Source organism: Pseudomonas sp. Pseusp11 (assembly GCF_047304405.1).
GTDB lineage: Bacteria > Pseudomonadota > Gammaproteobacteria > Pseudomonadales > Pseudomonadaceae > Aquipseudomonas.
In genome coordinates this window covers 128,512-142,407 of the sequence record NZ_JBGLZF010000005.1, presented here as the reverse complement: position 1 = coordinate 142,407, position 13,896 = coordinate 128,512, and the positions used below count along the sequence as shown (strand labels likewise).

The 13,896-nt window shown below is 58.9% G+C and carries 12 protein-coding genes; 6 read left to right on the top strand and 6 right to left on the bottom strand.

The window, feature by feature from the left end; genetic code table 11:
* Positions 1-40 precede the first annotated feature (40 nt).
* Positions 41-355 (top strand): tetratricopeptide repeat protein, encoded by a 315-nt coding sequence (locus ACCC96_RS06035; RefSeq protein ID WP_018927310.1) that lies wholly within the window; start codon positions 41-43, stop codon positions 353-355.
* 60 nt (positions 356-415) lie between these two features.
* Here the strand turns inward: ACCC96_RS06035 and ACCC96_RS06030 are convergent, their stop codons facing one another.
* Together ACCC96_RS06030 and tag are read right to left on the bottom strand one after the other, a co-directional pair.
* Positions 416-1,303, bottom strand: coding sequence for a lysophospholipid acyltransferase (locus ACCC96_RS06030; protein WP_018927311.1), 888 nt, complete (start codon positions 1,301-1,303; stop codon positions 416-418).
* Between the two features lie 40 nt (positions 1,304-1,343).
* Positions 1,344-1,901, bottom strand: a complete 558-nt coding sequence (tag, locus tag ACCC96_RS06025; RefSeq protein WP_019580331.1) for a DNA-3-methyladenine glycosylase I — start codon at positions 1,899-1,901, stop codon at positions 1,344-1,346.
* An 81-nt stretch (positions 1,902-1,982) separates the two neighbouring features.
* On the opposite strand from tag, the gene glyQ reads away from it, so the two are divergent.
* From glyQ to ACCC96_RS06005, 4 genes are all read left to right on the top strand, one after another.
* Positions 1,983-2,936: a glycine--tRNA ligase subunit alpha gene (gene glyQ, locus ACCC96_RS06020; protein ID WP_003213601.1), complete on the top strand. Its 954-nt coding sequence runs from the start codon at positions 1,983-1,985 to the stop codon at positions 2,934-2,936.
* Positions 2,933-4,987, top strand: coding sequence for a glycine--tRNA ligase subunit beta (gene glyS / locus ACCC96_RS06015; RefSeq protein WP_413695210.1), 2,055 nt, complete (start codon positions 2,933-2,935; stop codon positions 4,985-4,987). The genes glyQ and glyS overlap by 4 nt, the downstream gene beginning before the upstream one ends.
* Positions 4,988-4,991: 4 nt before the next feature.
* Complete coding sequence (gene gmhB, locus ACCC96_RS06010) at positions 4,992-5,531, top strand: D-glycero-beta-D-manno-heptose 1,7-bisphosphate 7-phosphatase (RefSeq protein WP_177324973.1); 540 nt, start codon at positions 4,992-4,994, stop codon at positions 5,529-5,531.
* Between the two features lie 81 nt (positions 5,532-5,612).
* Positions 5,613-6,392, top strand: coding sequence for a lysophospholipid acyltransferase family protein (locus tag ACCC96_RS06005; protein ID WP_018927315.1), 780 nt, complete (start codon positions 5,613-5,615; stop codon positions 6,390-6,392).
* A 182-nt stretch (positions 6,393-6,574) separates the two neighbouring features.
* Here ACCC96_RS06005 and ACCC96_RS06000 read toward each other — a convergent pair whose 3' ends face one another.
* The 3 genes from ACCC96_RS06000 to ACCC96_RS05990 form a co-directional block, all read right to left on the bottom strand.
* Positions 6,575-8,887 carry a CHASE2 domain-containing protein gene (locus ACCC96_RS06000; protein WP_413695209.1) on the bottom strand — a complete coding sequence of 771 codons (2,313 nt, stop codon included), beginning with the start codon at positions 8,885-8,887 and terminating at the stop codon, positions 6,575-6,577.
* An 18-nt stretch (positions 8,888-8,905) separates the two neighbouring features.
* Positions 8,906-9,892 carry a FecR domain-containing protein gene (locus ACCC96_RS05995; RefSeq protein ID WP_413695250.1) on the bottom strand — a complete coding sequence of 329 codons (987 nt, stop codon included), beginning with the start codon at positions 9,890-9,892 and terminating at the stop codon, positions 8,906-8,908.
* 342 nt (positions 9,893-10,234) lie between these two features.
* Positions 10,235-10,438, bottom strand: coding sequence for a hypothetical protein (locus tag ACCC96_RS05990; RefSeq protein WP_413695208.1), 204 nt, complete (start codon positions 10,436-10,438; stop codon positions 10,235-10,237).
* Positions 10,439-10,675: 237 nt separating this feature from the next.
* Here ACCC96_RS05990 and ACCC96_RS05985 point away from each other — a divergent pair, with 237 nt between their 5' ends.
* On the top strand, positions 10,676-11,395 hold the full coding sequence (locus tag ACCC96_RS05985; protein WP_026286512.1) for a response regulator transcription factor: 720 nt from the start codon (positions 10,676-10,678) through the stop codon (positions 11,393-11,395).
* Between the two features lie 79 nt (positions 11,396-11,474).
* On the opposite strand, the gene gyrB is transcribed toward ACCC96_RS05985, so the two are convergent.
* Positions 11,475-13,892 carry a DNA topoisomerase (ATP-hydrolyzing) subunit B gene (gyrB, locus tag ACCC96_RS05980; RefSeq protein WP_007934319.1) on the bottom strand — a complete coding sequence of 806 codons (2,418 nt, stop codon included), beginning with the start codon at positions 13,890-13,892 and terminating at the stop codon, positions 11,475-11,477.
* Positions 13,893-13,896: the final 4 nt, after the last annotated feature.

The window sequence follows — 13,896 nt, the reverse complement described above, 5'->3', positions numbered from 1 at the left end:
CTTTTGATCTTCGCTTCAATCGCGTTAAAGGAGTCCGCCGATGATCGAGTCCCTGGAAAAAATGCTCGCCAAGGGTGTGGATAACTCATTGCTGCGCTTCGGCCTGGGCAAGGGTTATCTGGATCTTGGGGAAAACGCCAAGGCCGCAGAGCATTTCCAGCGCTGCGTCGAGTTCGATCCGAAGTATTCGGCGGCCTGGAAGCTCTTGGGCAAGGCCCATCTGGCGCTGGCGGATTACGCGGCGGCGCGGCAGGCCTGGGAGCAGGGTCTGGAAGCTGCCCGCGCCCATGGCGACAAGCAGGCGGAGAAGGAAATGACTGTGTTTCTGAAAAAGCTTGAGCGTCAGGCGCACTGATCAGCGGTAACGCAGGCCAAGATCAATAGATCGCAGCCTGCGGAGTTATCCACAGCAACCTCAATACCAGCGTTCTTCACCCGGTGGACGCTTCTTGAAGCGCTTCATGCTCCACATGTACTGGCTCGGATAAGCCCGCACGTAGCGCTCGACTACCTGGCTCATGGCCGCGCAGGAGGTTTCGGTATCGGTGCTGTACATGGCCTCTGGCGCGGCTTCGAGAATCACTTTGTAACCCGAACCGTCCGGCAGGCGCAGGGCATGCAGGAACACGCCGACCGCTTTGCCACCGGCGAGCATGTTCGGCACGAATTTGCTGGTCAGGGCCTGAGTGGCGAAGAACGGCACGAAGATCCCGGCGGATTCGGCCGGTTCCGGGTCAGCCGGAATGCCCACCGCGCCACCCTTGCGCACTTCCTTGATCACGCTGAGGATGCCTTCCTTGGTGGAAGCGGCCACCCGGTTCCCCAATTGCACTCGCTGCTTGCGCAGCAACTCATCCACCGCTTTCAGTTTTGGCGGGCGGTAGAAAATGATCGGTTTGCACTGGCTGCAATAGAAGTGGTTCAACACTTCCCAGTTGCCCAGGTGGCTGGTGATGCCAACCACACCTTTGCCGGACGCCAACGCCTCTTTCAAAACGTCGAGGCCTTCGACTTCGCGCACCAGTTCAATGGAACGCTGGGCCGGCCAGATCCACGCGCAGGCGCTTTCAGTCAGAGACTTGCCGATGTCTTTCAGGCTTTGACCCACCAGACGCTCACGCTCGGCCGGGTCCATCTGCGGGAAGCACTTGGCGAGGTTGATCCGCACCACGTCGCGGGAACGGTTGGGGGTTTTCCACATGATCCAGCCAATCGCCGAACCCACCGCCTGCACTGCCCGCCATGGCAGTAGGGCAAACAGCCGCAGAGCGCCTACCAGCAAGGCGCCTTTAAACTTATCCACAGGTCACTCCTGATCTTGTGCTGTGCGCGAGGCGGCTATTCTAACCGCCGTTCGCCAAGGTGGCGTAGCGATCGCAATCCAGAGTGTGGTCCATGACCATGCCTGAAGCCTGCATCAGCGCGTAACAAATGGTCGGGCCGACGAACGTGAAGCCGGCTTTTTTCAGGCCTTTGCTCATCTCGATGGCGGCCGGTGTCACCGCCGGGACTTCACTGCGATCCTTGAAATGATTGATCACCGGCGTACCGCCGACGAACGACCAGAGAAACGCCACCGGGTCTTCCAGCTCCAGCCAGGCCTGGGCATTGCGCCGGGCGGCGTTGAGTTTGAGACGATTGCGGATGATCCCCGGATCGAGCATCAGTTCATCGATTTCCGCGTCGCTCATCTGCGCCACGCGCTGCACGTCGAAGCCGAACAGCACCTCGCGATAACGCTCCCGCTTGCGCAATACAGTGATCCAGGAAAGCCCGGCCTGGAACCCTTCGAGCAAAAGCAACTCGAACAATCCCTGCGCATCGCGTAGCGGCGTGCCCCACTCCTGATCGTGATAAGCCATGTACAGCGGATCTTCGGTACACCAAAAGCAGCGTGGCATAAGGCTCCAGGGGGCGTGCGCAGGACCGAATCGGGTATACTCCCGCTCTTTAAATCGCAGCCCAAGAAACAGGTGAATTTCGTGAGCCAGCCTACGCCAGCCGTGCGTACCTTCCAAGACTTGATCCTCGCCCTCCAGCAATACTGGGCCGAGCAAGGTTGTGTGGTACTTCAGCCCTACGATATGGAAGTAGGCGCCGGCACTTTCCACACTGCCACGTTCCTGCGCGCCATCGGCCCGGAAACCTGGAACGCCGCTTATGTGCAGCCCAGTCGTCGCCCGACTGACGGCCGCTACGGTGAAAACCCGAACCGTCTGCAGCACTACTATCAGTTCCAGGTAGTGCTGAAGCCGAACCCGGACAACTTCCAGGAACTGTACCTGGGCTCCCTCAAGCACGTGGGTCTGGACCCGCTGGTGCATGACATCCGTTTCGTCGAAGACAACTGGGAGTCGCCAACGCTGGGTGCCTGGGGTCTGGGCTGGGAAGTCTGGCTCAACGGCATGGAAGTGACGCAGTTCACTTACTTCCAGCAAGCGGGCGGCATCGAGTGCTACCCGGTGACCGGCGAGATCACTTACGGTCTGGAGCGTCTGGCCATGTACCTGCAAGGCGTGGACTCGGTCTACGACCTGGTCTGGGCTGACGGTCCGTTCGGCAAGGTGACCTACGGCGACGTGTTCCACCAGAACGAAGTGGAGCAGTCGACCTACAACTTCGAACACGCCAACGTCGAGAAGCTGTTCGAACTGTTCGACTTCTATGAAAGCGAAGCCAAGCGCCTGATCGAACTCGACCAGCCGCTGCCGTTGCCGAGCTATGAAATGGTGTTGAAGGCTTCCCACACCTTCAACCTGCTGGATGCGCGCCGGGCGATCTCGGTGACCGCGCGTCAGCAATACATTCTGCGTGTACGCACCCTGGCGCGTTCCGTCGCGCAAGCCTACCTGCTGGCTCGCGCCAAGCTCGGCTTCCCGATGGCGACCCCGGACCTGCGTGATGAAGTACTGGCCAAGCTGGAGGCTGCACAATGAGTGCTCAAGATTTTCTGGTTGAACTGGGCACCGAAGAACTGCCACCCAAAGCCCTGAACACCCTGGCCGAAGCATTCCTGGCCGGTATCGACAAAGGCCTGCAAGCCGCTGGCCTGAGCTACGAGAGCAAAACCGTCTACGCCGCGCCGCGTCGTCTGGCCGTGCTGATCACCGCGCTGGCGACCCAGCAGCCGGATCGCAGCATCAACCTCGATGGCCCGCCACGTCAGGCCGCGTTCGATGCCGAAGGCAACCCGACTCAAGCAGCCCTGGGCTTTGCCAAGAAGTGCGGCGTCGAGCTGAGCGAAATCGATCAGAGCGGCCCGAAGCTGCGCTACAGCCAAAGCATCGCCGGCAAGCCGACCGCGAGCTTGATGCCGACCATCGTCGAAGATTCCCTGAACGACCTGCCGATCCCCAAGCGCATGCGCTGGGGTGCTCGCAAGGAAGAATTCGTTCGTCCGACCCAATGGTTGGTGATGCTGCTCGGTGACCACGTCATCGACTGCACCATCCTCGCCCAGAAGGCCGGCCGCGATTCCCGTGGTCACCGCTTCCACCATCCGGAAAGCGTGCGCATCACCTCGCCGGCCAACTACCTGAACGATCTGCGTGCTGCTTATGTACTGGCCGACGCCAACGAGCGTCGCGAGCTGATCAGCAAGCGCACCGAAGAACTGGCGACGATGCAGGAAGGTACGGCCATCGTGCCGCCAAACCTGCTCGACGAAGTGACCGCGCTGGTTGAATGGCCGGTGCCGCTGGTGTGCTCGTTCGAAGAACGTTTCCTCGACGTGCCGCAAGAAGCGCTGATCACCACCATGCAGGACAACCAGAAGTACTTCTGCCTGCTGGATGCCGACGGCAAGTTGCTGCCTCGTTTCATTACCGTGGCCAACATCGAAAGCAAGGATCCACAGCAGATCATCGCCGGTAACGAGAAAGTGGTTCGCCCACGCCTGACCGACGCCGAGTTCTTCTTCAAGCAAGACAAGAAGCAAAAACTCGAAGAATTCAATCTGCGTCTGCAGAACGTGGTGTTCCAGGAAAAACTCGGCAGCGTCTACGACAAGGCCGAGCGCGTGTCGAAGCTGGCGGCCTACATCGCCGCTCGCATCGGCGGCAATGCTTCCTGGGCGGCGCGTGCCGGCCTGCTGTCCAAGTGCGACCTGGCGACCGAGATGGTCGGTGAGTTCCCGGAGATGCAAGGTGTCGCCGGTTACTACTACGCCCTCAACGACGGCGAGCCGGAAGACGTCGCCCTGGCGCTGAACGAGCAGTACATGCCGCGCGGTGCCGGCGCTGAACTGCCGACCACCCTGACCGGTGCGGCCGTGGCCATCGCCGACAAGCTCGACACCCTGGTGGGCATTTTCGGTATCGGCATGCTGCCGACCGGTAGCAAAGACCCGTATGCCCTGCGCCGTGCCGCGCTGGGTGTGTTGCGGATCCTGATCGACAAGAAGCTCGACCTCGACCTGAACGACGCCGTGGCCTTCGCCGTGAATGCGTTCGGTGCCAAGGTCAAGGCTGCCGGCCTTAATGACGCCGTGCTGGAGTTCATCTTCGACCGTCTGCGTGCCCGTTACGAAGACGAAGGCGTGGATGTCGCAACCTACCTGTCGGTACGTGCCCTGAAGCCGGGTTCGGCCCTGGACTTCGACCAGCGCGTACAAGCGGTAGAAGCGTTCCGCAAATTGCCGGAAGCCGCTGCTCTGGCCGCCGTGAACAAGCGCGTGTCGAACCTGCTGAGCAAGGTCGAAGGCTCCGTGCCGACGGTCGTTGAAGCCAAGTACTTCGACAACGCCAACGAGTTCTCACTGTATTCGGCGATCCAGCAGGCGGACCAGGCTGTGCAGCCAATGGCCGCTGCCCGTCAGTACAGCGAATCGCTGGCGCGTCTGGCCGCATTGCGCGAACCGGTGGATGCGTTCTTCGAAGCCGTGATGGTCAACGCCGAAGACGCCAAGGTGCGAGCTAACCGCTATGCGCTGCTGGCGCGTCTGCGTGGGTTGTTCCTCGGCGTCGCCGATATTTCGTTGCTGGGCTGAGGAGCTGCTGTTGAAACTGCTGATTCTCGATCGGGACGGGGTAATCAATTACGACTCCGACGCGTACATCAAGTCGGTGGAGGAGTGGATTCCACTCCCCGGTTCGATCGAAGCGATCGCGCAGTTGAGCAAGGCCGGCTGGACGGTGGCGGTCGCCACCAACCAGTCGGGCATCGCTCGCGGCTATTACGACATCGCCACCCTGGAGGCCATGCATGCTCGCTTGCGCGAGTTGGTGGCGGAGCAGGGCGGCGAAGTCGGGCTGATCGTCTATTGCCCGCACGGGCCAGACGATGGCTGCGATTGCCGCAAGCCAAAACCCGGGATGTTGAAAACCATCGCCGCACACTACAACGTTTCGCTGACGAATCTATGGTTCGTCGGCGATACTCTCGGTGACCTGGAGGCCGCCAAAGCCGTCGACTGTCAGCCAGTTTTGGTAAAGACCGGGAAAGGCGAAAAGACTCAGGGCAAGACCCTACCGGCAGGCACCTTGATTTTTGACGATCTGGCGGCGATTGCCGCAGAACTTATCCACAACTAAGGCTCTTCTGACATCCTGGCCAAGGACTGATCAGGAGTGCGCTTGAATAGGCGGGCAGTGCCCGCAACGGTAAATGTCGCCATGTCGATACTGCAGGCCATCAGAACTTTCCTCTTTTACCTGCTGCTGGGCACCAGTTCGTTGCTCTGGTGCACCCTGAGCTTTTTTATCGCGCCGTTTCTGCCGTTCAAGGCGCGTTATCGCTTTATCAACGTGTATTGGTGCCGCTGCGCCTTGTGGCTGAGCAAAGTCTTTCTGGGTATTCGCTACGAAGTGAAGGGCGCCGAGAACGTGCCTGAGCAGCCCTGCGTGATTCAGTCGAACCACCAGAGCACCTGGGAGACGTTCTTTCTCTCGGCCTACTTCGAACCGTTGAGCCAGGTGCTCAAGCGCGAACTGCTCTACGTGCCGTTCTTCGGCTGGGCCATGGCCATGCTGCGGCCGATCGCCATCGACCGTGACAACCCGAAAGCCGCGCTCAAGCATGTGGCGAAAAAGGGCGATGAACTGCTCAAGGACAATGTCTGGGTGCTGATTTTCCCGGAAGGGACTCGCGTTCCCTACGGCACCATCGGCAAGTTCTCCCGAGGCGGCACCGCGTTGGCCGTCAATGCGTCATTGCCCGTGCTGCCAATTGCACACAATGCCGGCAAGTTCTGGCCAAAAACCGGTTGGGCCAAAAAGCAGGGCGTGATCACCGTGATCATCGGCGCGCCGATGTACGCCGAGGGTAGCGGGCCACGGGCCATCGCCGACCTGAATGACCGGGTGCAGGCCTGGAACGAACAGATGCAGCGCGAAATGGGTTCGCTGCCAGCAGCCCCGGCAGCACCGAGTGCGACCGACCAAGTGACTGTCTGAAGTTCTGTGGATAACCTGTGTACCGTTTCGTTGAAAATCGCTGTATTTAGTTTTTAAGCTTTTGATTTTTATACATATTTCTTAAGCAAATAAAACTTCGGAAAACGTGCATAAGTTTTTTTCGGACGTAAAAAAACCGGCTGATATAGCCGGTTTTTTTATGCCTGTAAAAATGATCAGGCTCACTCGCTCAAAAGGGGTAGCTGGACACTGAACGTCGTGCCTTGTCCTACCACGCTATGACAGGAAATCCGCCCGCCGTGACGATCCACCACCGCCTTGACCATGGACAACCCCAACCCCAGGCCGTCACTGCCGTGAGCCGATGCAAAGCGTCGATACTGACTGAACAGCTCGGGAAGCTCTTCGACGGCAATCCCTCGGCCCTGGTCGGCGATCTCGCACGTTAACCAACCCTCGGTACAACTCACCCGCACGGTGATCCGCGAACCCGCCGGACTGTACTTGATGGCGTTTTCCAGCAGGTTGAACAGTGCCCGTGTCAGTAACGACTGATCGGCCAGGACCAGCGCTTCAGCATCTTCGTCGAGGTCATGCAGCAACTGAATGTTCTTCAGATGAGCGATGCTCGAGGCCTGGTCGAAGGTATCGAGCAGCAACATCGCGAACATACTCGGCTGAAACTGATAGGCCTCGGATTCAGCCTTTGCCAACTGTACAAAGGCCTCGGTCAGGTTCAGCGCCTTGCGCACTTGTAACTCGATCTGACTGAACACTTGAGTGTCGCCAGACACCTGATGCCGCTGAACGTCGAGCAAAGCCAGAATCGCCGAGTGGGGGGCCCTCAGGTCATGAGACAGAAAACGCAGCAACACGGCCCGCTGCTCCTCGGCGTCCCGTTCGACGCTCAAGTCAGTGAGGCTCAGTAACCAGCCAATCACCGAGTCGCCCTCGGCCGGCAACAGCGGCGCCAGGTCCAGACGCAGGCTGCGTGCCTGAGTGTCACGAAACTCCAGCAGCTCCAGGGTCGACAACGCCGGCAGCGTTCCATCGGACGGCACCGGGTAACCCAACTCGCTCAGTTGCTCGAGCATCTCCTCGCCCACAAGGCTGCTGGAAAATATCTCCCGAGCCTTACGGTTGGCCAACAGAATGCGCCCGTTCGGATCGCTGATCAGCGTCGCCACCGGCAAGTACTCAAGGCCATCAGCAATGAAACGCCGGGTGTCACGTGTCCGGCTCATGGCCTGTTCCAGCGCGACGATTTGCCCTTGCAGCACATCGCCAGCCGGGGCCGGGGTACGGCGGCGTTCGGGAAACACTTTCGGCTCGCTGTCCAGACGCGCCAGTTCCCAGCCGAAATAGGCGAGCACCGCATTCAGCCTTCGCCAATTCCAGATCAGGTAACCCAACAGCATACCCAGCAGACTCGCGGCCGGTGACCACCACCAGCCAAGACGTAACAGCAGGCTCGAACCCAGCAGTGCGACCGCCATTGCCCCCAGGGTCAGCCATAACGCGCGACGCGGACGCACCAACATCAGGCCCAGCAACTCACCGACAATCACCACCGATAACAACGCCGCCAAACGTTCATCGAGAGCCACAATGTTGCGCTGTTGCAGCAACCCATTGAGGATATTTGCCTGAATTTCGATGCCCGGGGTGGTGCCCATGCTCGCCGATTGCGGTGTCACGTAACGGTCCCCCAAACCTGGAGCGGTGGAGCCGATCAGGATCAAGCGATCGCGCAGCAATTCGGGCGGGACTTCACCGCGCAAGACGCTGACGTAGGGCACACTGGGAAAACCCGCATCGGAACGGATGAAAGGAATCCGTATTTTGTGGGCTCGCTGCCAGCCTTGCGTCGACGGCAGGGCCGGGGTCCCGGGCATCGGTACATTTACCTTGTCGGCAAGGGTCTGTTCGTACAGCATCCAGGCCAGTTGCGCGCGTGTTTGTTGTGCCGGTCCTTCGCTTAAGTACACACTGCGAACGATCCCGTCGGCATCCGCTTGGGCATTGATGTGCCCGATGCCTTTGACGCAATGGCTCAGTGGCGCCACCGGTTCAATTTCCCCCAAAGGCTGTCCATAACGCGCCACGCCTTCACGCAGCAACGGCACGAAGACATTTCCGGCACGGCAGGCCGCCTGGGCCAGAAGCTGATCGTTGCCGGGATGGCTATCGGGCTCGCTGAAAATCACGTCGAACAGAATGCCTTTGGCGTTCGCAGCGCCTAGCCGATCAAGCAACTGCGCGTGCATGGCCCGCGACCAAGGCCATTTGCCTAGCTGCTGCAAGCTATAGTCATCGATCGTGACGATGAGTATTCGTGGGTCCACCGGCAGCGGGCTCAGCCGACGCAGGTTGTCGTACAGCAGATTGCTCAAGACCAGGCCATGGGTCATGGACAGCACTGCCGTCAACGGCAACAGGATCAGGCTGACCCACAGCCACTCGCGGACCATTCGCCGAAACAGCCGCTGAGCCTGGGTCGGCTCGCGACCGTCCTTCCTTGGGCGGCCCTTCATCGGTCGTCGGCCAGGGCGCTATTGGACACGCGTGGTCCTGGGGTAATAGAAAATGTCATACACCCCGGTCTCTCCTTCTAACCCCTGAGCGTCATACGCCGACAGGCGAACATGGTAGAACAACGCTTTCAACCCGCTGAATTTGACCTCGGGCGTGCTGGAAAACTGCTCTTGCTTGATGTCCAGAAAGGCCGCGTCGGTGGCCACTTGCGCCCGATAACGCGTGGCGCCTTCGATGGGCTTCATGATCAATTGCCAGACAGGCACATTACCCGTTTGACCGGCCTGCCCCAACAAACGTGGGGCAGGTAACAAGTCGATTGGCGTCAATGTGCCTTGTTTCTGAATACGCAAACCCTGACGGGCCATGACCTGGACTTCATCATCCTCAGGGCCCTGAGTCCGTTTGGCAGTGGAGCGGGCAGAGCGGGGGCGCGACAGTTCCTCATCACGATTGACCGCCACTTGCCCGTTCAGCACTTCCAGTAATGCCTGGCCACCATCATCGTTGCGCACCCGGAAGTGCGTACCCCGTACGCCCAGTACACCGACCGGCGTGACGATCTGAAAACGATCATGGTCGCTGGCACGCTTGATCACATACGACTCGACCTGGCCCTGCTCGAGGATAACCTGAGGGATCGAATGTTCTTCATTGAGGTGCAGCGTGATGTGGGAGCTGGAGGGCAGCACTACCCGCGAGCCATCTCCCAGGGACAGGCTGACAAACGCCGAAGGCGAGGTCTTGATGCCATCCTGCTCGTCGATCGGCATGCCTTCCTGCAGTGGCGTCTGTTTACCTTTGGCATCCAGCTTCCAGGCTTCGCCGGTCAGGTGCTCGACAGTCGCGGGCAGCGGTTGGCCGCGACATTGTTGATTATCATCGATATAAGGCAGACGTTTTGCCGAGGCGGCAGCCGCCGATGCACTCTGGGTGAACAATTCCATCAACCCGGCAACCAGTAAAAGACAAACGCCAGAACGGCGTGGGAGCAATAAGGTCATGAGGTTCATGGATTGGCTTTTATGCTCTTATACAAATCATGCCGGGAAACGCCCGCGCTGACGCACGATACCTGACCGGATGCTCTGGCAGATAGCCATGGGCGCAAAGGAAATGAGATGACACATCCCTGTGTCGGAACCGAGCAGGCACTCCATGTGTTTTTCCCCTGAACTGCAGACCCGCCGAAAACCGGCGATCGACGGTCCTGCAGTTTGGCATTGACGCTCCCTGCGTCGGAGCACATCCCAATGCCCCTGTGCCGCTCAGCGAAAACGAATTTACCGGCATAAGCGACCTTGCGCGGTCATTCTCAATATTTGTTCAGAATTGACTGAAGGCGCCTAAAACACCCAACGTTGTCGCGCCGAGCGAATGTCGAGCTGGGCGGCTTCCACCTGTGCGGAGTGCACCGGGGCAAAGCCTGGCGAGTCGCCCATCACCGTGTTCGTCTCTGCCGGGCCGAAGTAACGCGGTGCAACATTCTGCTCGATGACAGATATTGACTGGACCGTGGTGCATCCCAATCCGAGACCCGCGGCCAACATCAACGCTGTTAATCTTGTAAACCCGTTAAAGATAATCTTTAGACGCATTTTTTTCCCACAGTCCCTCTGGAGCATTCTGCCGACAATTCATCGCCTACCGGCTAAGTGATATCAGCGTATCCACACTTGGGAAGTTCACAGCAATTCGCCACAATTGTTCAGATTCAATCAATCAGCCTAAACTCCCGCAGGAATTTTCTTAACCGTTGCACTTACGAGATGAAGGAAGCACTCGGCATGCGTGTCGCAATACTGGATGACGAACCCGCCGAACTCCGCCGGGTGGAACAGACACTGCGACAGATCCCCGTCACGGGGGAGCAGACGTGGACGTTGCACAGTTTCGAGCGGGGAGAGGACCTGTTACGGCAACTTCGCCGGGAAACTTTCGATCTGCTGATCCTCGACTGGCAATTGCCCGACATCAGCGGTCTGTCGTTGTTGCGCTGGACCCGGGAACACATGGACTCACCACCGGCCGCGATCATGCTCACCAGTCGCGATACTGAAAGCGATATCGTCCAGGCCTTGAACGCCGGAGCCGACGATTACGTGAGCAAACCGTTTCGTCCTAACGAGCTGATGGCTCGGGTGAGCGCCGTGCTTCGTCGGCATGGACTGCAACGCGCGGCAGCCACCGAAATACTCACATTCAATGACCTCGAATTCGACGACGCCGAACTCACTGTCACCCGTGCCTCCACCCCCATCAGCCTGACCGAACGGGAATACCGTCTCGCCCGCTGCCTGTTCGCCAATCTGGGTCGACCTTTATCCCGTGAATACTTGTATGAGCGCTTTTGGACCCATGAAGAAATCGTGTCCTCCCGGCCCCTGGATACTCATATTTATCGCCTGCGCAACAAACTGGGGCTGACGGCTGATCGCGGTTGGCAACTGCTGACGATTTACGGGTATGGGTATCGGCTTGAGAGCGTAGCGACTGCCAGCGAGTGAACAGCTGTTACATTCCTTCGATCAATAAAAAAGGCCAACGCTTAGCGTTGGCCTTTTTCGTTGTAGCGGTCCTGCGGGATCAGAAGTCCAGGTTGGACACCGCCAGGGCGTTGCTTTCGATGAAGTCACGGCGAGGTTCGACCGCATCACCCATCAGGGTGTTGAAGATCTGGTCGGCGCCGATGGCGTCTTCGATGGTCACTTTGAGCATGCGGCGCGAGCCCGGATCCATGGTGGTTTCCCACAGCTGATCTGGGTTCATCTCACCCAGACCTTTGTATCGCTGGATGGTATGACGCTTGGTGCTTTCGGCCATCAACCATTCAAGGGCTTCCTTGAACTCGGTGACGGCTTTCTTGCGTTCACCACGCTGGATATAAGCGCCATCGTCCAGCAGGGTGCTCAGTTGAGCGCCCAGGGAGACGACGGTCTTATAATCGTTGCTGCCGAAGAAGTCGCGGTTGAAGGTGACGTAGTTCGACAGGCCGTGGGAGATCAGTTCGACCTCTGGCAGCCAGACGTTACGTTCACGGTCTTCGCGCAAGCTGGCCTTGTAGACCAGGCCGGACTTCTCGACGGTGCGCAGGCGAACTTCGTACTGAGCCAGCCAATCCTGCATCGCTGCGTGATCGGACAGTTGCTCCATGCTCACGGCTGGCAGGTAGATGAAGTGCTCGGTCAGTTCCTGCGGGTACAGGCGCGACAGGCGCTTGAGGGTCTTCATCACCAGACGGAAGTCATTCACCAGACGCTCGAGGGCTTCACCGGAGATACCCGGGGCTTCTTCGTTCAGGTGCAGGCTCGCATCTTCCAGGGCCGACTGCGTCATGTACTCTTCCATGGCGTCGTCGTCTTTGATGTATTGCTCTTGCTTGCCTTTCTTCACTTTGTACAGCGGCGGCTGAGCGATGTAGATGTAGCCACGCTCGATCAGCTCCGGCAGCTGACGGAAGAAGAAGGTCAGCAGCAGGGTACGGATGTGCGAACCGTCGACGTCAGCATCGGTCATGATGATGATGTTGTGATAACGCAGCTTGTCGATGTTGTACTCGTCGCGACCGATGCCGCAGCCTAGCGCGGTGATCAAGGTGCCCACTTCTTGCGAAGAGATCATCTTGTCGAAGCGCGCCTTCTCGACGTTCAGGATCTTGCCCTTCAATGGCAGGATGGCCTGGGTCTTGCGGTTACGTCCCTGCTTGGCGGAGCCGCCAGCAGAGTCACCTTCCACGAGGTACAGTTCGGAAAGAGCAGGGTCTTTTTCCTGGCAGTCCGCCAGTTTGCCCGGCAGGCCGGCGATGTCCAGCGCACCTTTGCGGCGGGTCATCTCACGAGCCTTACGCGCCGCTTCACGGGCACGCGCCGCATCGATCATCTTGCCAACGACCAGTTTGGCTTCGTTCGGGTTTTCCAGCAGGAAGTCGGAGAAGTACTTGCCCATTTCCTGTTCGACCGCGGTCTTCACTTCGGAAGACACCAGCTTGTCTTTGGTCTGGGAGCTGAACTTCGGATCCGGCACTTTCACCGAAATGATCGCCGTCAGGCCTTCGCGGGCATCGTCACCGGTGGTGGCGACTTTATGCTTCTTCGCCAGGCCTTCCGCTTCGATGTAGGTGTTCAGGTTACGCGTCAGTGCCGAACGGAAACCCACCAGGTGAGTACCGCCATCGCGCTGCGGAATGTTGTTGGTGAAGCACAACAGGTTCTCGTTGAAGCTGTCGTTCCACTGCAGGGCGATTTCCACGCCGATGCCGTCTTCACGCTGGATGTTGAAGTGGAACACCTGGTTGACCGCAGTCTTGTTGGTGTTCAGGTATTCAACGAACGCACGCAGACCACCTTCGTACTTGAACAACTCTTCCTTGCCGCTGCGCTCGTCCTTGAGGACGATGCCGACACCGGAGTTGAGGAAGGACAGTTCGCGAATCCGCTTGGCCAGGATGTCCCAGCTGAAGTGGATGTTCTTGAAGGTGTCAGCCGAAGGCTTGAAGTGAATCTGGGTACCGGTGGACTCGCTGTCGCCAACGATTTTCATCGGTTCTTGCGGAACACCGTGGACGTAAGTCTGTTCCCAGATCTTGCCGCTGCGGCGAACGGTCAGGACCAGTTCTTCGGACAGGGCGTTAACCACCGATACACCTACACCGTGCAGACCGCCGGATACTTTGTAGGAGTTGTCGTCGAACTTACCGCCGGCGTGCAGTACGGTCATGATGACCTCGGCCGCCGAGACGCCTTCTTCTTTGTGCACGTCTACCGGGATGCCACGACCGTTGTCGCGAACGGTGATGGATTCATCCGGGTGGATAATGATGCTGATGTCGTCGCAGTGGCCGGCCAAAGCTTCGTCGATCGAGTTATCGACCACCTCGAACACCATATGGTGCAGACCGCTGCCATCGTCGGTGTCACCAATGTACATACCGGGACGTTTGCGTACGGCATCCAGGCCTTTCAGCACTTTAATGCTCGTTGAGTCGTACGTATTTTCTTCGCTCAATGCC

Bases quoted from the DNA above. Each gene is read 5' to 3' on its own strand.
- ACCC96_RS06035 (WP_018927310.1), top strand. From the start codon at position 41: ATGATCGAGTCCCTGGAAAAAATGCTCGCCAAGGGTGTGGATAACTCA.
- tag (WP_019580331.1), bottom strand. From the start codon at position 1,901: ATGCCACGCTGCTTTTGGTGTACCGAAGATCCGCTGTACATGGCTTAT.
- glyS (WP_413695210.1), top strand. From the start codon at position 2,933: ATGAGTGCTCAAGATTTTCTGGTTGAACTGGGCACCGAAGAACTGCCA.
- ACCC96_RS06005 (WP_018927315.1), top strand. From the start codon at position 5,613: ATGTCGATACTGCAGGCCATCAGAACTTTCCTCTTTTACCTGCTGCTG.
- ACCC96_RS06000 (WP_413695209.1), bottom strand. From the start codon at position 8,887: ATGAAGGGCCGCCCAAGGAAGGACGGTCGCGAGCCGACCCAGGCTCAG.
- ACCC96_RS05995 (WP_413695250.1), bottom strand. From the start codon at position 9,892: ATGACCTTATTGCTCCCACGCCGTTCTGGCGTTTGTCTTTTACTGGTT.
- ACCC96_RS05990 (WP_413695208.1), bottom strand. From the start codon at position 10,438: ATGTTGGCCGCGGGTCTCGGATTGGGATGCACCACGGTCCAGTCAATA.
- ACCC96_RS05985 (WP_026286512.1), top strand. From the start codon at position 10,676: ATGCGTGTCGCAATACTGGATGACGAACCCGCCGAACTCCGCCGGGTG.